Origin of the sequence: Peribacillus sp. TH14, assembly GCF_016651145.1 — a bacterium.
GTDB lineage: Bacteria > Bacillota > Bacilli > Bacillales > DSM-1321 > Peribacillus > Peribacillus butanolivorans.
On the sequence record NZ_JAEKEK010000001.1, the window covers coordinates 1,662,281 to 1,685,571 of the forward strand.

Here is a 23,291-nt window from a genome sequence, read left to right on the forward strand (position 1 = left end):
AAAGGCATAAGCAAAGATAGGATTGAAATGAAAATTCAGGTATATAATACCCTCTTTCAGAACAATCATTCTCCTCACTTATGCCTGATCGAATCAGTAACACGTAAGTTAATGTATTTTTATTTAATTTTCTTTTGCAATCGTTGAATATGCATCGTTAGATAGACAGCTTCCGCATCAAAAACCGGTTTGCCTAATTTCTGTTGCATAATTTTTATTAGCTTCCATGAAATATTGTAACACAATGGATATTCTTCTTTCAATAGCAATGCGATTTTTTCAGGTTCGTCTACCTCTTCCCCTGCCATTACACGGTCTATCATGAACCTTAAATGACGAACCAGACGCGTATAATCAACGCTATCCTTATTAATTTGTACTTCCAACTGTTCTTCAACGACTTGGATAAGATGATAAATTAGTTGCGAGTGCTGATTGACTTCCGAGAGGTCTTTATTCGCTATTGCACTATGAATATGAAGCGTAATAAAACCAATTTCACCTTGTGGCAGTCCTATACCTGTCTTATCTTCGATTAGGTCAATGACATCAACTGCAATATCATGTTCAAAAGGATAGAGGGTTATCGTTTCTTTTAAGAATGGGTTTTTAATAGTCATTCCTTGTGAAACACGCTGAAGGGCGAACAGTAAATGATCGGTTAATCCGACATGTATATGTTCATTAAGTTTCCCTGACACTCGATTGTTAATAAGATGAATGGATTCTATTATTGCTGCTTGCAGATTTTGATCAATCTTTGGCAAAAGCTTTTTGTAGCTTTCCTGTTCTTTCACATTTTTTAAAACAAACGTTTTCTCTGCAAGATCTGGACTTAATTCTTCGCCTTTCTTTCGGTTGAATCCTATGCCCTTTCCAATTGAAACGACTTCACCATACGACGAATGAGTGGCAATTACCACGTTATTGTTCAAAACCTTTTCAACGATAAAACCATTCATTATTCTCCCTCATTTTTTCGAAAAATCATCCATATGTCCTATACCGGATAAAATACTTGGTACTTTTACTATACACGAATTGACCTTTCCCTTACAACATGAAAGAAGGGCCCCATAAACGGGACCCTTCTCACTTGCTCTTATTATTACTTCAAGAAAATAAAGTATAGAAGGAAGACGACTCCAAGACCCCACATAATTGGATGAACTTCTTTCGCTCTCCCTTTCATTGACATCGTGATGGGATAAAAGATAAAACCACAAGCAATCCCTGTTGCAATCGAATATGTCATCGGCATCATGATAACTGTGAAGAAGGCTGGTACTGCCACTTCAAACTTATGCCAGTCAATGTTTTTAAGTGAGGATGCCATTAATACACCCACTATAACCAACGCTGGCGCAGTTACCGCTGATGTCACAACGGAAAGAAGCGGGAAGAAGAAAAGGGATAGGACAAATAGCAAACCTGTAACCACAGCTGCAAAACCGCTTCGGGCACCAGCAGCAACACCCGATGTTGACTCTACATAAGATGTTGTAGTTGATGTTCCTAGAATTGCACCTGAAACGATGGATAGAGAATCAGCAAGCAACCCTTTACCTACTCTCGGAAGAATATTATCCTTCATCAAACCTGCTTGCTGAGCAACAGCCACTAACGTACCTGCTGTATCAAAGAACGCTACAAATAAGAAGGTTAAAATAACGATTAACATTTGACCAGTGAATAGCTCACCTGGATTTCCGAATGCATCAAATGCAACTCCAAATGTTGGTGCAATGCTTGGAACTGCCCCGATTATTTTATCTGGAACCGGCACTTGTCCAAATATCATTCCTGCGATAGCCGTAATGACCATCCCTATGAACACGCCGCTTTTTACGCCTTTTGTCATTAATATAACAGTTACGACAATCCCGAACACAGCTAATAAAGTATTTCCTGATGTTAGGTCACCTAGACCGACAAGCACGCTATCATCATTCGTAATAATTCCTGCATTTTGGAACCCTACAAAGGTAATGAACAAGCCAATACCCGCTCCAACGGCATATTTCAATTCAACTGGAATTGCATTAATAATTTTCTCTCGTATTCCTGATAGAGACAGTAGAACGAAGATTATCCCTGAGATCAAAACTCCTGTTAGAGCTGTCTGCCATGGTATTCCAAAACCAAGTACAACGGTAAAAGCAAAGAATGCATTCAAGCCCATACCTGGAGCAAGAGATATTGGATACCTGGCTATGAGCCCCATCAGTATTGAACCTATCGCAGCGGCTAAGGCTGTCGCGGCAAAAACTGCTCCGTAATCCATTCTTAATTCATCTGGGTAGTCCTCGATGCTTTGTAAAGTTAACATCACAGGGTTTACAACCAGGATATACGCCATAGAAAGGAACGTTGTTAAACCACCCAGTATTTCCCGACGATAATTAGTTCCCAGTTCATTAAACCGAAAGTAATTCTTCATTATGAGTCTCCCCTATCATAGAATCGTAAGCCAAAAGGAAAATGCCCCATTCGCTTCCGAATCGGGCTTGACTACTAATATGTAAAGAAGTGGCAGTTATCCTAACTCACCAATTCATTCACATCGTAGTCAAGCTGTTAACGGCAGCCTGGTAGAAACTTTTGGGCCATATCCCCAATATTATACGACAATTATGTTTTTTTATTATTATAGGTATAGTGTACCAGTCACAAAAATAATCGTCAATATCTTAAACGAATATTTTATATGTAATTTTAGACAATGTTCGCTTTTGGTCCTAATTATAATGATTATACACCCATAAACATACGTAAAATGTAAGCATTCAACCTATCCTTCCCCTTTTTCACTAGTCTAGGAAACCTATTTTAATAAACGAATCATGCTAAAACTGGATAAATAGAGCAACTTAACTTAAATAAAAAAATCAGTGAAGGTTAAACCCTTCACTGATCAGATGTTTTTATTCTATTCCCACTCAATTGTTGCAGGTGGCTTAGACGTAATGTCATACACGACGCGGTTTACGTGGTTTACTTCATTAACGATTCTTGTTGAGATGATTTCAAGTACATCCCATGGAATTCTAGCCCAATCTGAAGTCATTCCGTCAATGGATGTAACCGCACGAATACCAATTGTGTAATCATACGTACGAGCATCGCCCATTACCCCTACACTACGGATATTAGGAAGCACCGTGAAGTACTGCCAGATTTCACGTTCCAAACCATTATTTTTAATTTCTTCACGTAAGATATGATCAGATTCACGAACGATTTCAAGTTTTTCATCCGATATTTCCCCTAATACACGAATACCTAAACCTGGTCCAGGGAACGGCTGACGCCAAACGATTTCATCTGGAATCCCCATTTCACTTCCAAGTGCACGCACTTCATCCTTGAATAGAGTATTCAATGGCTCAATCAGTTTAAATTGCATATCTTCCGGCAGACCGCCAACATTATGATGCGATTTAATTGTTTGTGCAGTAGCCGTACCACTTTCAATAATGTCTGTGTAAAGTGTTCCTTGTGCAAGGAAATCAATACCTTCAAGCTTCGTTGCTTCATCATCGAATACGTAGATGAACTCATTACCGATAATTTTCCGTTTTTGTTCCGGATCGGAAACGCCAGCAAGTTTCGAAAGGAAACGCTCAGCTGCATCGACTTTAATTACGTTCATATTAAAGCCTTCACTGAATGTTTTCATTACACCTTCGGCTTCCCCTTTACGCAGCAATCCATGATCAACGAAAATACATGTTAACTGATCGCCAATTGCCTTATGGATCAATACAGCAACAACGGATGAATCCACTCCGCCGCTCAAAGCGCATAGTACTTTTTTATCTCCGACCGTTTGACGGATTTTTTCCATTTCGACTTCAATGAAGTTTTCCATGGACCAGTCGCCTTTGCAGCCACAAACGCCAAATACGAAATTTTTCAAAATATCATTTCCGTATACAGAATGACGTACTTCTGGATGGAATTGTACTGCATACAATTTACGTGACTCATCACTCATAGCTGAGATCGGGCAAGATGGGTTCGTTCCATCGATGGTGAAACCTTCAGGCGTTTCGACAACTAAATCACCATGGCTCATCCAGACAATTTGTTCTTTTGGCAGATCGCCGAATAACTTAGAATCATTTTGAATGGCAAGTGTTGCTTTTCCGTATTCACGGTTTTTAGCTGGCTCCACTTTTCCGCCAAAATGTTTCGTCATTAGCTGCATACCATAACAAATACCGAAAATCGGCAGACCTAATTCGAAAATGCGCTCATCGCACCCAAATGCAGATGCATCATACACACTGTTCGGACCGCCTGAAAAAATAATCCCAGTTGGATTCATTTTTAGAATTTCTTCTGCTGTAATTGTATGAGGATGAAGCTCACTGTACACACCAAATTCACGAATACGACGAGTAATCAATTGATTATATTGGCTTCCGAAATCAAGTACTACGATCATTTCCTGGTTTTTTTGCAATTCTGTTTTCCCCGGCACAAACGTCACCTCTATCAATGTAATTCACCCAAAAAATCGAGTGATAGTTTCTTATAAAAAATATTATCATAAAAAAAGAAAAACTAAAAATCCACCCTCAAAAATACACAAAAAGTACAGACGAAGGCAGATTTTCAGCTTTCCAGTTAAAATCCGCCTTCATAGTCAAATCATTTACGGTGATTCGGTAGAAACTTTCGATCCATATTATCGAGGATATATGAAGGATATATTAGTTTAAGTTATTGTATCAATATAATAAAAAGCTGGTCAAGAGCTAGTTTTTTTCATTAAGCTTTCCCAACCGATTTGTAAGTGCTCCCATTCGCCATTTTCAACGTCTCCACGGTAAATTATTAATTCGTAACGAGCTGTCAACTTCTGCATCTCATCTGTACCGTACACTGCATCCACATATGCGGCGTACTCCCTTAATGTTTGCCCTTCCGGACGTGCTAAACCAGCACGTTTTAATTGTTTCAATAATAATACATAGGCCGTCGTAAAATGAGAGCCAGATTTCTTTTTATAGCGGAGAATCTGCAGGTGCGGAATCCACTTCCTTCTAGAGAAATAACCAATTGTCACAAGCATCAGCAAACTTATGAGAGTGATAGAAGTCCATTTCAAGATTCCTTCCTGGCTTCCCACAAACCTGTCTCTAGATGATTGAGTATCCTTATCAGGGGTATCATGACGTTCACTAGTCTCCATCTTTTTCTGCTCTGCATTAGCTGGAGTGTCCGTCTCCGAATTCTTTATATCATCCTGTTTCAAGTCCGAATTGTAAAATTCAACTTCTCCAGTGAATCCCTTTGTTGGTTCAAAGGGAACCCAGCCAATTCCAGAAAAATAAACTTCTACCCAGGAATGAGCATTATTATTCGTTACCTTATAAACGGATTCACCCTTATAAATTGATTTTTCTCCTTCAGTATAACCCTTTACCCACCTAGCCGGTATATTGGCGGCACGTAGTAAGACGACCATTGCAGTTGAATAGTTGTCGCAATATCCAATCTGGGTCTCGAATAAAAATTGATCGACATAATCTTGATTTGCCTCCGGATACGCAACATCATCCTTTGAATAAACAAAATCAGGACCATCAAAATAATTTTCAATGGCTTTCGCTTTATCGTACCAATTTGTTTCATTAATTGTAAGCTGCGATGCCAATTCATATATTCGATTAGGTAAGCCCTCTGGAAGCTGAGTATTTTTATCCATTAAGACACCCATCGTTTCATCCGGCTCTGTGACCTTCCTTAGCTTAGCCATATCAAACCTCGGCATATCATAGGTCATTTCATATTCTTTCAATAGAAGGCTTTCGCCGTCTTCCTTTTCGGATATGATTTTGTCCATATCCTTATAAAACTTGAACTCTTTTCCTTTTTTACCCTTGACCTTTTTTAAATAACCTGACTGCGGATGAAGAATATGAGAATACAATTCCATCATGGATACTCTCGCTGACATTTCATCTGCTTTTACTATCTCCGGAATATCGTAAGTATTTAACGAAGTCATTTCCTGGCCGTTAGAAAAAGTAAAAAAGTCTATTCCCTCTAAGGAAACCCATCCTTTTCCAGTATAGACATCTTTGTTCTCCACTTTCCAGTAATGACCTGCAGGAGCATTGTTATAAAAGACAATAGAACTATCTGGCTCTATCGATCCGCCAAGTTCCGAATCATCTTCATCATACCCCACCCTTTTGTCTGTGGAACTACTATCTTCTTTCATCACTTTATCTGAATAAGAAGTAATATACGGAACTGGATCCCGCCATTGTGGAGAGAACTTAGGGGCACCAAAACCGAAAAGGACACTTATCAAAATCATCACCGTTAGGATCAAGATCCATTTCTTGATAGGAGCCCTTGAAAACCTAAGCTGCTCCTGAATGGACAGACTCATCAAGGCCAGCAGACCGAGCATTGCAAAACCAATTATGATGATTCTTATCATTGCCTTATCACCATCATAGGGAGTAAATGTATCAAGTATCGATATAAAAATCACCGTTAACATAAAAAAGAAAAAGATACTTTGCTTCACCATCACCCAGTAATGAATCAAATATGTCACAAGCCAAAGAAGCAAGAAAAATAGAAAAGTTCGAAATGGATTTGAAAGTAACTCCCATTTGCCATCGTATATATTTGATAGATTGGCTGTAAAATCAAGCAGATTGCCTTTAAACCATGAAAATTCAAATAAAGCGGTTTTCGAATGAAGAAACTGTACTGAAATCATTATATAAACACTTAAGAGGGTACAGCGGATTAGCCAATGGAAGTGGAAATAATGCAGTAGTAGGGAAAAAATCACAAACAGAACAAAAACAACAATATTCCCTGTATCCGTGAGTCTCTCAACAGGCCTTAACCATTCTGTGATCAACAACAGACCAAAGGTATACAGAAGAACATGCATCCACTTTTCCAACAAGGGGGTTGAAACATTCATTTCATCATCACCTCTCGTCTGTCGTGTTGCAGATACCCCTGTTCAAGAAAGCAAACCTTTATTCCCCGTGATACTGCTGCGGCTCTTGATTTTTTTTCCTCATCTGTAAAGTCTGCTGGGTTTTTCACACAAAACAACGTTAATCCTTGATTAGCGCGGAATGCACTCAATACTTCTACCTTTTCTAATGTTAATTCCGAGACAATGAAAATCACAGCTGCGTTGGCCGGCAGAATTTCCTTCCTTATGATCCCGTTCCAAGTGGTTATCCTACTCGGTTTTTCTTTAGCAAGGCGGTAAAAAATCTTTCGTTTCTGGTTATTGCCTCCTCCAGTCGGTAAGATTTGCCTCGATCCCGTACTAGCGAAACCAATCTCTATGCCTTTTTTTAACATGGCATGTACAAAGGAAGCCGTCATTACAATTGCTTCTTCGAAGAAAAGCGATTCCTGATTATCAAGTATGATAAACACATCACGGTTTTTCTGAACTTCAAATTCCTTTGTCATGATTTCACTTGTTCTAGCCGTTGCCTTCCAGTTAATCCAGGATAACTGATCACCTGGCTGATACTCTCTAACTCCAGATACTACTGATTGTTCTCGCTGTGTTTTTTTTGTTGATCCCACTTGTCCCTGATTGAATACACGCTCAAGATCTCTGTAGGTAAGCTCATGATATGAAGGGAAAACAGTGATTTTTAAAGGTGAACTATATGTCGCTTCCTTTTCAAAGACGCCAAAAAAGTCTCCTGTCCTGAAACGGATTGTTTGAAATGTATGCTCACCCCGTGGCAAATTGTTCAAAGTATATGTCATACTGAATGTATGCCTGAAACCAGGAAAGACAAGTGTTTTTCTTTGCATCCCCCTATTTTCCAATTCCTTCGGCAACTCTTCCTCTACCATCAAATATAAAAGAGGCAGCCTGTTTTTACGGGTAACAGTTAAAGCTATTTCTACAGAATCGCCTGCTCGGCATTCTCTTTTACTGACCTTTCTCTCAACGATAATGTTATTAATCGGATAAAAAAGTAGAATCGTAGAGTACACAGCGAACGGCAAAAATGTATAAAAAATAAACCAACTGACAAAACCGCCTTGAAACATCGCAAAAGAAAAGGAAATCGCTATAAGTAATAACAAGCCAATCACACTCATGTTTTCCTTTAAGATGCTGATCAAGTTCCGCATTAGGTCACAGCTCTCTTCACAGGCACTTGAATCGTCGCGACAATCTCGTGAATCACCATGCCAGCATCCACTCCCTCATAATTCGCTTCTGGCTTCAGGATAAGTCTGTGGGCAAACACGAACGGTACTAAATATTGCACATCATCCGGTAGAACATAATCTCTGCCCTGCAAAAGTGCATAAGCTTGGGCCGCCTTCATCAATGCAATCGATCCACGTGGACTCACCCCTAAATATACTCTCTCATGCGTACGAGATCGATTAGCCAAATTAACAATATACCGCTTTATCGTGTCATCCACTATCACTGCTTTAGCCTCTTCCTGTAAAGCTATTAATTCCTCTAAAGTAATCACAGATTCTAACTCTTCAAGTGGTGCGGCATATTGAGCTCGATGCAAAACCTCAATTTCTTCGTCAACACCCGGATAGCCCATTTTCATTTTTAATAGAAAACGATCCAATTGCGCCTCTGGAAGTGGGTATGTTCCTTCGTACTCAATGGGATTTTGTGTTGCCATAACGAAAAAGGGTTTCTCCAATCCCCTTGTAACCCCATCAACCGTCACACTTGCCTCTTCCATTGCTTCAAGCAAGGCAGATTGTGTTTTCGGCGAGGTCCGGTTTATCTCATCGGCTAAAATAATATGGCCCATGATTGGTCCTGGTCTAAAAATAAATTCTTGTTCCTTTGGATTGAAAATTGAAACACCCGTTACATCTGAAGGTAGTAAATCAGGTGTGAATTGTATACGCTTAAAGTTTGCGCCTATCGATCTTGCCAGTGCTCTGACCATGACAGTCTTACCTACACCAGGAACATCCTCCAATAAAACATGCCCCCCAGAAAGAAGTGCTACGATGCTCAGTTCTGCTATATCTCGTTTTCCAATAATCACTTTTTCAATATTCCCTAAAATCTTTTCCAGTTTTTGATTTACCTGCTTATAAATCATACTCTACCTCCTGAGATTACCCTATTACTCTTATATAACACCTATTATATATTCTTTATACTCGATATGCGTTTTACATTAACATCCAATTAAACCTTACATTGTAAGTTTACTAGATAATTCGCAAACCATAAACGAATTTCTCTAAAAATATTCATACTGCTTTAGGAAAAAGGTATGGTAAACTGTTGCTAAGTGAATATAAACCTTGCAGAAAAAGGTGCTGACTTGTCAGCTTAATAGGGAATTTGGTGTAAAACCGAAGCTGTTTCCGCAACTGTAAGTGCTAATGAAATAAGATAAATACCACTGTTTGAGGATAAAGATTCACATCGATAACCATTCATCCTGTTCAAATGGGAAGGTTCTTAGAGTAAAATGACGCACGGGCCAGGAGACCTGCCTTTTTTATCGTATTATGCTCTTCGGAAGATAGGAGGATTGTACGGCAATCTTCCATCTTTTTCTGTTACAGATACATAGGTGATTGATGCCGACCAATGCCCTTGGTCGGCTTTTTCTTTTGCTGAGAAAAGCGATACTGAGGTGATTCATCTAACTATGAAGAGGAGGAAGAGTTATGGCAAAAAAGGATTTTCGTTTTTTATGCTATCCATACATGCGCGAATCCGAGTCTACCGTCGATTATGAAATACGTACCGACTCTTTGACGACACAAATTGGCTTGGCCGCCTCGCTTACAAAGGATGTTCCGGATGTATACCGAGATTTAATGGAATTGTTGCCGATGGCTTATCATTTAAATGGTTCAGTCCGTGGGAAATTGGCCATTACCGACAATGATCTGAAACGTCTAAGTGCCATCTACGACCATTATGTCGCAGAAGTTAAAGAGCATATTGAGACATTCGTGCTTCCGCAAGGTTCAACCGCCGCCTGTGTTCTGCATACTTGCCGCAGTGAAGCCAAAAAGTCGGTCCGTGCTTTACACAAGGTTAGTTTAGAAATAGAAATCCCTGAAATTCTCTTTGATTACGCCCATTTGCTTGCAAATGTTCTATTCGTGATGGCTGTCTACGTCAATAAGCAACATGGTATTGAGGAGATTCCTTTTATCAGTAAATCATACCCAACCAAACCCATGAAGAAGAAAACGGAGGAATAAATAATGAAGAGAAGCATACGATTTAGTTGGATTTCCACCTTGATACTTGCCCTTTTCCTTACCGGATGTGGAGTAACGGATGACCAGACGGCAAAGGAAAAGAAAGACACTAATAAGACAGAAGAAGTCAAAGCCTATACCGTTACCGATGATACTGGAAAGAAAATAAAATTTGATAAAGTTCCGGAAACAGTAGTTTCACTTCAACCAAGTAATACAGAAATTTTATTTGAACTAGGGCTGGGAGATAAGGTCGTTGGCGTGACCGACTTCGATAATTATCCAGAAGAAGCAAAGGATATTGAACATGTTTCCGATTCGGTGAATATCAATGCAGAGAAAATTATTTCCTTAAAACCAGATGCCATTATTGCTTATACCATTGGTGATGAAACGACGATGAAACCACTTGAAGATGCTGGAATCCCAGTATTCATTATTAAATCCGCGACAAATTTTGATGATGTATATGGGGATATTGGGCAAATTGCTGAAGTCATGGGCGTAGCTGAAAAAGGCGAAGAATTGGTGAAAGATATCCAAACCCAAATTACAAGTGTTGAGGAAAAAATTGAAACATTAGATGAAAAGGAACAAACCTATTTTGAAATTAGTCCAGCTCCAGAAATCTATACAACAGGAGCGGAAACCTTCCAACAAGAAATTCTAAAAACTGCAGGCATTGAAAACATCTTTGCCGACCAAAAAGGCTGGGTTAAAGTTTCAGATGAAGAAATTGTCAAACGAAACCCTAATGCTATCATTACAACTGCTACCTTTGCAGATGATGCTGTTGATGAAATTAAATCCCGTAAAGGCTGGGAAGATATCAACGCCGTGAAAAATGATCAAGTCTATCTACTTGATGAAAATATTATGTCACGTCCTGGGCCAAGGATTGGTGAAGCTGTAGAACTCGCAGCAAAGACCATTTATCCAGACTTATTTAAATAATGCGAAAGAAGGATGTTCCAAAGTTCTTGGATCATCCTTTCCTTTTTTACCTCTGCTTCCCTAAGTCCATCACTACAACCACACACTCTCCTGGAGCAGCTGCCCTCCATCGCTAATCCCTTATATTTCTCTTTTAAGGTCTCCCTTTGCAAATAACGAACCACCTGCTCTTCTTTCATCTTTATGCTAAGATGAATGCAATCTAATCATAAAAAATTCGAGGTAATGATCATGTATAAAAAATTCTTTATATGGGTCTTAGCAGTCGCCCTTCTTTTAGGAATTCTTAAAACCTTTCTAGGTATGTAGCAAAAAAACAGCCGTATGGCTGTTTTAAGAACACAGGTATTCACATACCTTTTAAAGCAATGTGAGAACTTCATTGAAAGTAAAAACACAGCTTATAAAAACATTAGTTTTGAAATTTATTTCGAAGGACCATTTAACTTTAGTTAAATGGTTTCCTTTTTATTTAGGCTCCGTTATACTACATTGTTGTTTTTTCCAAAAAAAGAAGACCACCCGAGTGCCAACTATTTTACATGTTTTATAAGTATAAAAACTTTATGCCCATGAATACGTGACTATTATGGAAAATACATTTCTTTTCCCCATAAAATAGTAACCTTAGACTTTCACTAATCCTTCCAATTATTTTATTAATCAAACGATTGATTAATTTTAAAAAAACAAAAAAGCCAATATCGTTTAAGTGTTTTCCCTAAAGAGATTGTAGTATTAAGTTGGACTCCACCCGCACTCTTAAAAATACTGTGCGTTACCTGTAATCAATTCTAGATCATAAAAATGTTTATTTTGAAACTGCTCATGAAAACATTTCAGAAAGAAAATCGAAAAAGGACATCCAATTGAAAGGATGTCCTTTTTCCAGCAAATATAATGCTGATTTATTACCTATAGCCGTTGATTAAAACGATCCTTAGGTGAATATGAAACGTTAAAACCGCTAACTTTGAAAAGTATCAAACGGAGCATATCTCTTAACTAGTAATCCCCATGCAGAGTAATCGATATTCTTTAAAGTTCAAAGCTAGAGCCTCACATCATGAGTCCATGTCCTTATATAACTCGTTCCAAGAAATGTTTCACAAATCGATCTGCATCTACTTTTGTACAGACGCGAATCCTTGCCACACCTTCATGTTGACCGATTGTTCTACCTGTCTCTTCTCCTTCAGTCACAACCTTAACGTTCATCCATTCTGTAGTCACAAAACTTGGATCAATCACAACTCCAACTGCGAGTGGATCATGAAGAGCACAACCTCCAATACCTGGATTGAAAGTTTCATAAGACTTCATATAAAATTCGGTCATTTCTGCAAAGAATTGGGCAGTCCCTTTTCCAGTCGAACGCCATTCATCAAGCTTTGATCTTAGTAAAAACGTTTGATGTGTTACATCAAGTCCCACAACGGTGACTGGTATCCCTGAGGAAAACAAATAATCAGCTGATTCAGGATCAGATACGATATTGGCTTCAGCGTACGGCGTTACGTTGCCTGGTACTTTTACTGCACCACCCATTATCACTACCTCTTTAACAAGTGAAATAATTTCTGGTGCTTTTTTAATGGCCAAAGCGATGTTAGTTAATGGTCCAACTGCAATAATCGTTATTTCATGAGGGCGACTTTTCACCTGATTGATTATAAAATCGGTTGCATTTCCCGGTGATGCTTGAATAGTTGGTTCATTCTTAAGTGTATTTCCTAAACCGTCTTCTCCATGAACATGCTTTGGATACTTTTTCTTCATTCCACGCACCAATGTTTGATTGGCTCCTTTATAAACAGGAATATTCTTTTCTACCTTTTCCAAAACTGCCAGCGTATTACGAGTCGATTCAGCTACGGACACGTTACCAAAGCAAGTTGTAAAGCCTAGCACGTCCAATTCAGGAGAGTTTAATGCGTATGCCATCGCTAAGGCATCATCAACCCCAGTATCAACATCAAATATTATTGGTTTCATATATTTTCCCACTTTCTTTTTAAACGGATTACGATGATAGTACCGTTGACAAAATTTCTTATACAAACACTGGATCTTACAATACAGTTACTTTGGAAGCACCCTAGTGATTGGATACATCTACATCCGTTACATCCCATTTTTTCTTTTCTTATGTATTAGAGAAACCGGTTTTCCAACTAAATTTTAGCATTCAATTAAAGGTTATTCCACGGAAAGTTTAAGAATATTTATAATAGACAATTAAAAAGAAAAACAGATAATCCCCACAATTTAGCAGTAAATACATGAAAGAAATGATCCAAAATGGTACAACCTTGTTGGGTGATCCAGTTGGTGAACCTCACCTTGCCGGTTTTCATCTGATTTCTTAAAATATTTAAAGATATTTACTTAAATGTATTCTTGACTAGTAAATACTTATATTGGATTATTAATTCAAAGATATTTATTTAAATTCAATATCCGTGATTTCATTTTTAAAATAGGCCAAATAGTTGAAGGCTATAAATAGATAGATAATATGAGGTTACCAGTATAAAGAAAGTTGTTACATTCTAATTAGTTAATGGATATTCAAGGTGGAAAAAAGATGAAGATGTTAAAGTTAATTGAAGATTATCCTTCTACGTACAAAAAGGGAACAAAGTTCTTTATTATTTCCGATTCAGAGTTCATAGGAGTGAAAAGCTATGTATTACTTTCCGAAGATTTGCGAGGTAAAATCGTGGTATCTGAAGAGGAATTGAAAAATAAATTTGTTTCTATTAATTAGGATTCGTTTATTCTTTTTCTCTTTATACACTTCCCTTTAGCCAGCAATCATTAATTAGTGCATGTAATTATTAAAGTTTAAACTCTTTTAATTCAACATTTTAGGCTCACTTCCTCCCTAAAACATTTTTATCACAAAAAAAACGAGGAATTTTCATGTCCGAAAATCCCTCGTTTTTTCTTATTTCAAATCTTCAATTGAATCAATATCGACATAATCTGGTACGACCAGACCATTTTTTGTTCCTTTTAGATTTGGTCCAAGGTCAACCATGTCATCTTTATACTTATTATAGTATTCAAGATGTGTACCCGGGAGCCATGCAGCCACCATTGCGTCCGCACTTCCGTTTGCAACGCCGGCAAACATTGGTCCGACTTCAACTTGACTTAATGTTACGTCATAACCATTCTGTTCCAGAACCTTGCCAATCACATTTGTGCTGGCAATTTCAGTGTCCCATGCAACATAAACCAGTTTGATTTTTTCACCATTTCCTGATTCAGCACCTTTGGTCCATTCGGATACTTTGTCCTGATTTTCTTTTATCCATTTTTCTGCTGCTTCTGAAGGAGACATACCTTCAGTAACTTTGACCATTACATCTTCCATATCTTTAGTATCCCAGAAGAATTGATCAAGAATTTTATAAGCGCCTGGGGCATCTTGCTCAAGGCCTTTTCTGGCAATCGAGTTAATATTTTCAGCCCCGCCAAAGGATTCATTCGGATCTTCGAGATATTTCAAGTCATATTTCGAGAACATCCAATGCGGTGACCATCCTGTAACCACGATTGGTTCTTTTTTATCAATCGCTTTTTTCAATTCAGCAACCATTGCCGCTGAAGACCCTTCAACCAACTTCCAATCATCCAGCTTATAATCATCTATAGCCGTTTTAGTCAACTTCATCAATCCTGCTCCAGGTTCAATTCCGATGATTTCATAATTGGCTTTGGCAGCAAAACTATTTTTATCCCCTTTTACAGCCGTATCTTTTGTAAAAGTACTGAATAGTGCAGTACCCACAACTAGTAGGGCCAGTATTGTAAAAATGATTTTCCGGCTAACGATATGTTCGTAAGCTGGTTTACGAAGGTTTTGCGTGATACGATCGAGTATGATTGCAATGATCACGATGGATAAACCTGCTTCAAATCCTTGCCCAACATTTATTTGGCTAACAGCCCGGTAGACATCCGCCCCAAGTCCGGGTGCTCCAACCAATGAAGCTGTAACTACCATGGATAGTGCCAGCATGATGCTTTGGTTAACGCCTGCCATGATTGTTGGAGTAGCCAATGGTATTTGTACCTTGAATAACTTTTGGCTGCTGGTCGAACCAAAAGCATCCGATGCCTCGATCAAATCATTGGGCACTTCCTGAATCCCAAGATTGGTCATACGGATCGTCGGTGCGATTGCGAAAATGAATGACGCAATGATCCCCGGCACTACCCCTATTCCAAAGAATAATATCGAAGGAATCAAATAAACGAATGCAGGCATCGTTTGCATGAAATCCAAGATTGGGGTAACGACCTTGCGCACCGTTTTATTTTGGGCACACCATATTCCGATCGGTATCCCTATAAGGATGGTTAGGAATCCTGACAATATAACGATAGCCAGTGTTTGAATGCTCGATTCCCAATAACCAAGATTATCGATTAATAGTAAGCTAATAAAAGTAAATATCCCTAATGGCCATCTGCTTGTATAGGTAACCAGAAGGGTTAGGACGATGATTAACACGATGGATGGTCCCGCACTCATTACATCGACCAGGATATCCAATAGACCCTCAATCCCATTCGTAATAAGTGTAAATAATCCAGCAAATACAATAGTTATCCAATCCACTAAAGAATCGACCCAAGCTCCCAGTGGGATTTTCGGAATATTCATTGAATTATTCACTCTCCATTTCATTCAAGGAATCTTTATTACCTGCTAAAGCGCCAATTACGGCCCCACGAAGAAGAATTCCTTTAATTCTATTCTCATCATCAATGACTGATATTGGCAGACTTGAAGTTGCCATCACATCCATAAGGTTTCCAAGCAATTCATCCTCTTTAACAGTTGGGATATCAGTTGTCATTACTTCAGAAATCGATTGGTTATTGCTCATTGCCTGACGAGCCTGTTCAGCAGTCACGGCCCCCAATAACTTCTTCTTTCTATCCACAACAAAAATGCTGGAATACCCTTGTTTACGCATAATTTCCAGCGCAACCCTCGGACCTCTGTCTACTGCGATCTTCTCCGGCCGTATCATCACATGAGAGGCTGTAAGTACCTTAGATAGATCAACATCTTCAACGAACTTCTCGACAAATTCATTGGCTGGATTCATCATGATTTGTTCAGGTGTTCCCAATTGAATCACACTTCCATCTTTCATTAGAGCAATTCTATCTCCAATTCTTAATGCTTCATCAAGATCATGGGTAATGAAAATGATCGTTTTTTTGTACTGATCTTGGATTTCCAGCAATTCATCCTGCATATCTTTACGTATTAATGGATCAAGAGCACTGAAGGCTTCATCCATCAATAGAATATCAGTATCGCTTGCGAGTGCCCGAGCTAACCCAACCCTTTGTTGCATTCCGCCACTAAGCTGTGATGGAAGCTGATTTTCGTAGCCTTTTAATCCAACGGCTTCAAGAGCCTTCATCGCTTTTTCTTGACGTTTTGTTGGATCTACTTTTTGAATTTCGAGCCCAAACTCAGCGTTTTCCAATATCGTTTTATGCGGAAATAAAGCAAAGTTCTGGAAGACCATGCTTATTTTCTTTTGCCTGACTTCTCTTAATCGGGCAGCGTTCATCTTCACGATATCTTCATTCCCAATTAAGATTTCTCCAATTGTTGGATCAATCAAACGATTAAACATGCGGATTAAAGTTGACTTCCCACTTCCGGACAGCCCCATAATGACAAAAATTTCACCAGGGTAAATTTCAAAATTGACATTATTAACACCGACTGTTTGTCCTGTTTCTTTCAATATTTCTTTCTTTGTTTTACCCTGCATCAATAAATCTGTCGCTGCTTTTGGAGATTTGCCAAATATTTTCGAGACATTTCTGACTTCTACATACGGCTTCATCGAGTCACCTCATTCTAATATTTGCCCATATGATATTCAGTTTTGCTGAATTCCCCCGTTTTATGCGAGTAATCAATATAAAAACATAAGTACCTTGAAATAAATGAAAATGGCTATAAACGATACGTCCTATATTTTTCTCTGTCCCGTATCAGTTTTCTTAAAAAAAAGCGGACTTGACTCAGTTTAATGATCGCCAGCTTGCACTAGACACAAAGTGCGAAAAAATAATTTATAATTCCCATAAGTATATTGCTTGAAACATATATGTGTGATTAATTGAGCATTTTAAGTAGGGAAAAGAGGTGTAATCACATCTGGGGAAACTAGCAGGCACAGCATATACCAACTGAAATATAAATGATTTTCACTTAGAGTTTTCTTTGATCCAATCAATGGACTAAACATCTAACCCCTGAAGTACTTCATAACCTAAACAAAGGAGGAAGTGACGCTTTCACTTAACATAAAGCGCATAGGAAAAAAATTTATATTCCCATAAGTAATTCAATATGTGTCTAATAAATTGAGCATTTCAAGTAGGGAAAAGAGGTACAATTATAACTGAGGAAACTAGCAGACACAGCATATACCAACTGAAATATAAATGGTTTTTCACTTAGAGTTTTCTTTAGTCTTTGCACTTGACTAAACATATAACCCCTGAAGTACTTAATTACCTTAACAAAGAATGAATAGAAATTCAAATGACGTGGGGCGGAAAACTAGCGTATGCATGTTAGAATGGTGCCCCATATAAAAGGGCCACCTACCCTCTGTAAACCCTTATCTATCAACGGTTCAAGCCGTTACCGAAACGTCAAAAGTAATTTCCTGCAAACTTTTTTAAAAAAATGAAATTGTCCCACAAGCGATGGGGACGCTTTGCGGTCACTGTTAAATAAATCTAGTGGGTATTGAGAGGGTCTTTAGGGGTGCACAATGGACCTCATCCGCCTATGTGTCTCCAGAACAACTACTTGCCTACACTCCTTCGTCTAGTCATAAAGAAGAGTCGGCTAAGTTAGACTCAAGGCCGAAAATAAAAAACGAATCAATAACAATGAAGTGAAGTAGTTATTTCTGTGCGTGTAATATGGAAGATGAAGCAAGAGTTTTGAAGCTAAAGAGCGCTCAGGCAAAAAAAAACGAACTTACACTTTTAGAAGTTCGTTTTTACTTTTTATGAAGAAACAGATACTTCTATATTAATAGCATTGAATACATTTGTAACACGTGCACCTTTTAACTCAATCCCTTTTCTCTTGGCTGCTTCTTCAATACAAATAGTGACTCCTTTAGCGGTAGCTGTTTCACGCCCTTGTGATCCGCCTAGTACAATAAGTTATTTAAACGAATAAAACCCTAAAGCTAAAACAGATAAATTAGTTAAAACCGTATCCTATTCAATATGATACGGTTCTAACTAATGGCAAGCGCAGTCAATGAAAAGAAGGGCAATTATGTTGTGGATACGGGCACGTTTTGCAGAATTCCACCTTCTACGATCACTTTTCCACTTTTAAGAACAGTATCAACTAGATTTACTGCATAGTTATACTGTAACGTTTGGTAATTTGGTGCATCAAATAAAACAAGATCTGCCTTTTTTCCTACTTCGATACTTCCGATTTGATCAGCTCTTCCAATTGCATGAGCTGCATTAATCGTACAAGCCGTTAAAACTTCTGCTGGTGTCATTTTCATCGTCAAACATGCTAAGTTCATGACAAATGGTAATGACTCAGTAGGAGATGATCCTGGATTGCGATCTGTCGAAAGAGTAACAGGTACACCGGATTCGATCATTTTTCTTGCATCTGCAGGCTTTTCCATAAGAAAGAAAGCAGTTCCTGGTAATAAGACAGCAATCACTCCACTTTCAGCCATTTGCTTAATTCCTTCAGTAGAAGCTTGTAATAAGTGATCTGCTGAAACAGCTCCCACCTTTGCTGCAAGTTCAGCCCCACCAAATTGGACAATTTCATCAGCGTGTATTTTAGGCTTTAATCCGAAGTTCTTTCCTGCCTCAAGAATTCGCTCAGACTGCTCTATCGTAAAGACTCCTTCTTCACAAAAAACATCACAAAACTCAGCTAGGTTTTCTTCGGCAACCTTTGGAATCATTTCTTCGATCACAAGACGCACAAACTCATCTGGGTTTTCCTTATAATCAACCGGAATAGCATGAGCTCCCATAAAAGTAGAAACAAGGTCAATTGGATGCTGCTCGTTCAGCCTTTTCGTTGCTCGAAGCTGTTTCAATTCATCTTCAAGTGTCAATCCATACCCACTTTTAGATTCAACAGTCGTAACACCATATTGTAAAAAACGATTCAACCGTTTCAACGATTCTTCAATTAATTGTTCTTCGGATGCTTCTCTTGTACTTGTTGTGGTCTGAAGGATACCTCCACCGGCTTTTAAAATATCAATATACTTCGCTCCGTTTAACCGCATTTCTAGTTCTTTTTCACGGCTTCCGGCAAATACAAGATGTGTATGGGGATCGATCAACCCCGGGGTTAGGACTTTCCCCGAGGCGTCAATCGTTGATACTTTTCCATCTATAGTTGAAATATATTGTTCAGCTTCGACATCTGACCCAACAAATGTAATCGTTCCACCCTCTATAATAACGCTTCCGTTTTCAATGATACCGATGTCTGACATGGCTTGGCCACGCTTAGGTTCCTTACTGCCACCCTTAACCGTCACCACTTGCGATGCACGTTTAATATACGTAATTGATTTCACGATGCTTTCACTCCTCTTAATCTAATGATGGAATGTTCATACCCTTTTCTTTTGCAGTTTGAATCGCTAAATCATAGCCTGCGTCAACATGACGAACAACACCCATACCAGGGTCTGTTGTTAAGACACGTTCCAGACGTTGTGCAGCATCTTCCGTTCCATCTGCTACAACTACCATACCAGCGTGAAGAGAATAACCCATACCCACACCACCACCGTGGTGAACAGATACCCAACTTGCTCCTGCTGCTGTATTCACTAATGCATTTAAAATAGGCCAATCTGATACAGCATCACTTCCGTCTTTCATTGCTTCTGTTTCACGATTTGGTGAAGCAACAGAACCGGCATCTAAATGGTCTCTTCCAATGACGATAGGTGCTGAAAGCTCTCCAGATGCAACCATGTCATTAATAATTTTCCCGAATCTTGCTCGTTCTCCATAACCTAACCAACAAATACGTGCTGGTAATCCTTGGAACTCAATTTTTTCTCTCGCCATTTTGATCCAGTTACAAAGATGCGTATTATATGAGAATTCGCGTAGAATCACTTCATCTGTTTTGTAAATATCTTCTGGATCTCCTGATAAGGCAACCCATCGGAAAGGTCCTTTTCCTTCACAAAATTGAGGACGGATATAGGCTGGCACAAATCCTGGAAAATCGAACGCATCCTTCACTCCTTCATCAAGCGCTACTTGACGAATATTATTGCCGTAATCGAAAGCGATTGAACCTCTTTTTTGCATATCTAAAATGGCTTGCACGTGTTGAGCCATACTTGCTTTTGATTTTTTTACATACTCTTCTGAATTGTTGTTACGTAAAATTTCCCCTTGCTCTAAAGTAAACCCTACTGGTAAATAACCGTTTAGCGGATCATGTGCAGAAGTTTGATCTGTCACAATGTCTGGGATAAAGTTACGTTTAAGCATTTCTGGAAGAACTTCGGCCGCATTCCCTACTAAACCAATCGAAAGAGGTCTACCTGCATCCTTTGCTTCTTCAGCTAACGCAATCGCTTCATCTAAGTTTTCTAACACGACGTCACAATAACGAGTTTCAATCCGTTTTTCGATGCGTGATCGATCGACATCAATGCCAATCACTACGCCGCCTGCCATCGTAACTGCTAGAGGCTGAGCTCCTCCCATGCCTCCCAACCCTGCTGTTACGGTAATAGTACCTGCTAGATCGCCATTAAAATGTTGATTCGCACATTCAGCAAACGTTTCATACGTACCTTGTACAATTCCTTGACTTCCAATGTAGATCCAACTTCCTGCCGTCATTTGGCCGTACATCATTAATCCTTTTTTATCAAGTTCATGGAATTTATCCCAATTAGCAAATGCTGGCACAATATTTGAATTAGCTAACAGGACACGTGGTGCATCTTTATGGGTTTTGAAAACAGCAACAGGTTTTCCTGATTGCACTAATAAAGTTTCATTTTCTTCTAAGTCTTTTAAAGTTGACACGATACGATCAAATGCTTCCCAGTTACGTGCAGCCTTTCCGATTCCTCCGTATACAACTAGCTTTTCTGGATGTTCTGCTACTTCTGGATCTAAATTGTTCATTAACATACGAAGAACAGCTTCTTGCACCCACCCTTTAGTGTTTAGTTCTTTTCCACGAGGTGCTCTAATTACTCTTTGTTCAGTTTTCATTTATATTTCCTCCCCTATTAACATGAAAATATCTGAAACTAGATTCTTTGAATTTATAGAAACTAATAATTTCTTAGAAAAAACTATACTGAGACACAATTCATAAAAAGCATCATTTTTTATAAATTTTATGTTTAGGTGTCATAATTACCCTTTGAGAAACCCTATAAAAAAAATATCCATGTAATTTTATTAATGCATCAATTGATAATTAACTTCCCGTACGTCCTCTTTTAGTAACTTAGCTAATCTTTCAATATCAAGTGAGAAGATACGATCTTGTGTAATAGTTGGAACAGCTTCTCTTATTTTTGAATAAACTCTTTTTGTCTCAGGTGCTAACTTATTTGAGCCTCTAAAATCTGCAGCTTGAGCAGCACAAATGGCTTCTATAGCAAGGACTTTACGACTATTCTGAATAATTTGGTAAGCATGACGTGCAGCCGTTGTCCCCATGCTCACATGGTCCTCTTGGTTAGCTGAGGATGGAATAGAATCTACACTAGAAGGATGAGCTAATGTTTTATTCTCTGAAACTAATGATGCAGCAGCATATTGGGTAATCATTAAACCTGATTGAAGACCAGGATCTGGACTTAAAAATGCTGGTAAATCATTTAGTTGAGGGTTTACCAATCGTTCAATTCGTCTTTCAGAAATACTTGCTATTTCTGACATTGCTATACCAAGAAAGTCCATTGCGAAAGCAATCGGTTGGCCATGGAAGTTGCCTCCAGAGATAACCTTTCCACTATCTGAGAATATTAATGGATTATCCGTTGCCGAGTTTATTTCAATGGTTAGTTTCTCTTTTACATAATTTAAAACTTGTTGAACAGCACCATGTACTTGTGGTATGCATCGTAATGAATAAGCGTCTTGTACTCGAATTTGTCCCTGAGTGGTTGTTAATTGACTACCTTCAAGATAAGAAAGAATTCTTCCAGCTACTTTTTGCTGTTCTGGATAAGGTCTTACTGAATGAGATTCTGGAGTGAAAGCGTCAACAATTCCTTGAAGGCCTTCTAATGTTAACGCAGCTATACCATCTGCAAGATCAGCAAGCTCTTGAGCTTCCATATATGCAACTACACCCACAGCTGTCATAGCTTGAGTTCCATTTATTAAAGCTAGGCCTTCTTTTGCTTGTAATTTTATCGGTTCAAGACCTGCTTGCTTTAGTGCTTCTCCCCCTGGCATTTTTTCACCATTGTAAATAGCTTCGCCTTCTCCAACTAATAGTAATGCTAGATGTGATAAAGGAGCCAAATCACCACTTGCTCCTAATGACCCTTGACTTGGAATAACAGGAGCAATATTGTGATTTAAACAATCAATTAGTAACTGCAGAGTTTCCAGACGAATGCCTGAAAATCCTTTTGCTAATGCATTCGCTCTGAGAAGCAGCATAACTTTGCTTACCTCCAAAGAAAATGGCTCCCCAAGGGCACAAGCATGACTTCGAATTAAATTGATTTGTAAGTCAGCTAAATCATCCTTTGAAATTACCGTATCACTAAATTTCCCAAATCCTGTGTTAACACCATAGATTACTTTGTTGTTGATAATACTTTCCTCAACTATATTTCTGCTTTTCTTTATATTTTCTAGAGCATCACTACTAATTTTAACGGAATAACCCTCATGAATAACTTGATGAATTTGATCATACGTTAATGAATTCCCGTCTATTTGAATAAACATTATCATCACTCCTTTATATAATAAAATCACCTTACTTTTTGAAAATAAAAGGGGCTATATCAAAAGAGAAATGTATT

16 protein-coding genes, 1 pseudogene and 3 riboswitches are annotated in these 23,291 nt (G+C 38.5%); of the genes and pseudogenes, 3 read left to right on the plus strand and 14 right to left on the minus strand.

Features of this window, described 5'->3' with window-relative positions; translation table 11 throughout:
- Positions 1-119 precede the first annotated feature (119 nt).
- From glcT to JFU50_RS08090, 6 genes are all read right to left on the minus strand, one after another.
- Positions 120-962 carry a glucose PTS transporter transcription antiterminator GlcT gene (glcT, locus tag JFU50_RS08065; protein ID WP_201188409.1) on the minus strand — a complete coding sequence of 281 codons (843 nt, stop codon included), beginning with the start codon at positions 960-962 and terminating at the stop codon, positions 120-122.
- A gap of 146 nt (positions 963-1,108) precedes the next feature.
- Positions 1,109-2,440 (minus strand): NCS2 family permease, encoded by a 1,332-nt coding sequence (locus JFU50_RS08070; RefSeq protein WP_053348900.1) that lies wholly within the window; start codon positions 2,438-2,440, stop codon positions 1,109-1,111.
- A 106-nt stretch (positions 2,441-2,546) separates the two neighbouring features.
- Positions 2,547-2,648: riboswitch (purine riboswitch) on the minus strand.
- A 281-nt stretch (positions 2,649-2,929) separates the two neighbouring features.
- Complete coding sequence (gene guaA / locus JFU50_RS08075; protein WP_201188434.1) at positions 2,930-4,450, minus strand: glutamine-hydrolyzing GMP synthase; 1,521 nt, start codon at positions 4,448-4,450, stop codon at positions 2,930-2,932.
- Between the two features lie 178 nt (positions 4,451-4,628).
- Positions 4,629-4,730: riboswitch (purine riboswitch) on the minus strand.
- A 26-nt stretch (positions 4,731-4,756) separates the two neighbouring features.
- Positions 4,757-6,961, minus strand: coding sequence for a DUF4129 domain-containing transglutaminase family protein (locus JFU50_RS08080; RefSeq protein WP_201222356.1), 2,205 nt, complete (start codon positions 6,959-6,961; stop codon positions 4,757-4,759).
- Positions 6,958-8,154 (minus strand): DUF58 domain-containing protein, encoded by a 1,197-nt coding sequence (locus JFU50_RS08085; RefSeq protein WP_201222357.1) that lies wholly within the window; start codon positions 8,152-8,154, stop codon positions 6,958-6,960. Before JFU50_RS08085 ends, JFU50_RS08080 begins: the two co-directional genes overlap by 4 nt.
- Positions 8,154-9,110 (minus strand): AAA family ATPase, encoded by a 957-nt coding sequence (locus tag JFU50_RS08090; protein ID WP_053348904.1) that lies wholly within the window; start codon positions 9,108-9,110, stop codon positions 8,154-8,156. The genes JFU50_RS08085 and JFU50_RS08090 overlap by 1 nt, the downstream gene beginning before the upstream one ends.
- A 201-nt stretch (positions 9,111-9,311) precedes the next feature.
- Positions 9,312-9,531, plus strand: a riboswitch (cobalamin riboswitch).
- Between the two features lie 198 nt (positions 9,532-9,729).
- Between JFU50_RS08090 and JFU50_RS08095 the strand changes: the two genes are divergently transcribed.
- On the plus strand, positions 9,730-10,236 hold the full coding sequence (locus JFU50_RS08095; RefSeq protein ID WP_242486089.1) for a hypothetical protein: 507 nt from the start codon (positions 9,730-9,732) through the stop codon (positions 10,234-10,236).
- 3 nt (positions 10,237-10,239) lie between these two features.
- Positions 10,240-11,190, plus strand: a complete 951-nt coding sequence (locus tag JFU50_RS08100; RefSeq protein ID WP_201188401.1) for an ABC transporter substrate-binding protein — start codon at positions 10,240-10,242, stop codon at positions 11,188-11,190.
- Here the strand turns inward: JFU50_RS08100 and JFU50_RS30420 are convergent.
- Entirely contained in the window at positions 11,169-11,369 is a 201-nt protein-coding gene (locus tag JFU50_RS30420; protein ID WP_207198788.1) for a hypothetical protein, read from the minus strand. The genes JFU50_RS08100 and JFU50_RS30420 overlap by 22 nt on opposite strands.
- Positions 11,370-12,270: 901 nt before the next feature.
- Entirely contained in the window at positions 12,271-13,185 is a 915-nt protein-coding gene (locus JFU50_RS08105; RefSeq protein ID WP_201188399.1) for a nucleoside hydrolase, read from the minus strand.
- Positions 13,186-13,777: 592 nt separating this feature from the next.
- On the opposite strand from JFU50_RS08105, the gene JFU50_RS08110 reads away from it, so the two are divergent.
- Positions 13,778-13,960 carry a hypothetical protein gene (locus JFU50_RS08110; protein WP_056523237.1) on the plus strand — a complete coding sequence of 61 codons (183 nt, stop codon included), beginning with the start codon at positions 13,778-13,780 and terminating at the stop codon, positions 13,958-13,960.
- 180 nt (positions 13,961-14,140) lie between these two features.
- Here the strand turns inward: JFU50_RS08110 and JFU50_RS08115 are convergent, their stop codons facing one another.
- From JFU50_RS08115 to hutH, 6 genes and pseudogenes are all read right to left on the minus strand, one after another.
- The gene (locus JFU50_RS08115; protein ID WP_201225039.1) at positions 14,141-15,868 is read right to left on the minus strand and encodes a glycine betaine ABC transporter substrate-binding protein; all 1,728 of its coding nucleotides are present in this window, start codon (positions 15,866-15,868) and stop codon (positions 14,141-14,143) included.
- 4 nt (positions 15,869-15,872) lie between these two features.
- On the minus strand, positions 15,873-17,078 hold the full coding sequence (locus JFU50_RS08120; RefSeq protein WP_201188395.1) for a quaternary amine ABC transporter ATP-binding protein: 1,206 nt from the start codon (positions 17,076-17,078) through the stop codon (positions 15,873-15,875).
- Between the two features lie 1,231 nt (positions 17,079-18,309).
- A pseudogene (locus JFU50_RS08125) lies at positions 18,310-18,420 on the minus strand (hypothetical protein); the annotation flags it as partial.
- A gap of 119 nt (positions 18,421-18,539) precedes the next feature.
- A complete protein-coding gene (gene hutI, locus JFU50_RS08130; protein ID WP_201225040.1) occupies positions 18,540-19,838 on the minus strand; it encodes an imidazolonepropionase in 1,299 nt (432 codons plus the stop codon).
- 13 nt (positions 19,839-19,851) lie between these two features.
- On the minus strand, positions 19,852-21,510 hold the full coding sequence (gene hutU / locus JFU50_RS08135) for a urocanate hydratase (protein WP_201188391.1): 1,659 nt from the start codon (positions 21,508-21,510) through the stop codon (positions 19,852-19,854).
- 192 nt (positions 21,511-21,702) lie between these two features.
- Positions 21,703-23,214, minus strand: coding sequence for a histidine ammonia-lyase (gene hutH, locus JFU50_RS08140; protein WP_201188389.1), 1,512 nt, complete (start codon positions 23,212-23,214; stop codon positions 21,703-21,705).
- Positions 23,215-23,291 lie beyond the last annotated feature (77 nt).

What these genes read in the sequence shown, in the direction of transcription:
- glcT (WP_201188409.1), bottom strand. Translation starts at nt 962, where the DNA reads ATGAATGGTTTTATCGTTGAAAAGGTTTTGAACAATAACGTGGTAATT.
- JFU50_RS08070 (WP_053348900.1), bottom strand. Translation starts at nt 2,440, where the DNA reads ATGAAGAATTACTTTCGGTTTAATGAACTGGGAACTAATTATCGTCGG.
- guaA (WP_201188434.1), bottom strand. Translation starts at nt 4,450, where the DNA reads ATGATCGTAGTACTTGATTTCGGAAGCCAATATAATCAATTGATTACT.
- JFU50_RS08080 (WP_201222356.1), bottom strand. Translation starts at nt 6,961, where the DNA reads ATGAATGTTTCAACCCCCTTGTTGGAAAAGTGGATGCATGTTCTTCTG.
- JFU50_RS08085 (WP_201222357.1), bottom strand. Translation starts at nt 8,154, where the DNA reads ATGCGGAACTTGATCAGCATCTTAAAGGAAAACATGAGTGTGATTGGC.
- JFU50_RS08090 (WP_053348904.1), bottom strand. Translation starts at nt 9,110, where the DNA reads ATGATTTATAAGCAGGTAAATCAAAAACTGGAAAAGATTTTAGGGAAT.
- JFU50_RS08095 (WP_242486089.1), top strand. Translation starts at nt 9,730, where the DNA reads ATGCGCGAATCCGAGTCTACCGTCGATTATGAAATACGTACCGACTCT.
- JFU50_RS08100 (WP_201188401.1), top strand. Translation starts at nt 10,240, where the DNA reads ATGAAGAGAAGCATACGATTTAGTTGGATTTCCACCTTGATACTTGCC.
- JFU50_RS30420 (WP_207198788.1), bottom strand. Translation starts at nt 11,369, where the DNA reads ATGAAAGAAGAGCAGGTGGTTCGTTATTTGCAAAGGGAGACCTTAAAA.
- JFU50_RS08105 (WP_201188399.1), bottom strand. Translation starts at nt 13,185, where the DNA reads ATGAAACCAATAATATTTGATGTTGATACTGGGGTTGATGATGCCTTA.
- JFU50_RS08110 (WP_056523237.1), top strand. Translation starts at nt 13,778, where the DNA reads ATGAAGATGTTAAAGTTAATTGAAGATTATCCTTCTACGTACAAAAAG.
- JFU50_RS08115 (WP_201225039.1), bottom strand. Translation starts at nt 15,868, where the DNA reads ATGAATATTCCGAAAATCCCACTGGGAGCTTGGGTCGATTCTTTAGTG.
- JFU50_RS08120 (WP_201188395.1), bottom strand. Translation starts at nt 17,078, where the DNA reads ATGAAGCCGTATGTAGAAGTCAGAAATGTCTCGAAAATATTTGGCAAA.
- hutU (WP_201188391.1), bottom strand. Translation starts at nt 21,510, where the DNA reads ATGAAAACTGAACAAAGAGTAATTAGAGCACCTCGTGGAAAAGAACTA.
- hutH (WP_201188389.1), bottom strand. Translation starts at nt 23,214, where the DNA reads ATGTTTATTCAAATAGACGGGAATTCATTAACGTATGATCAAATTCAT.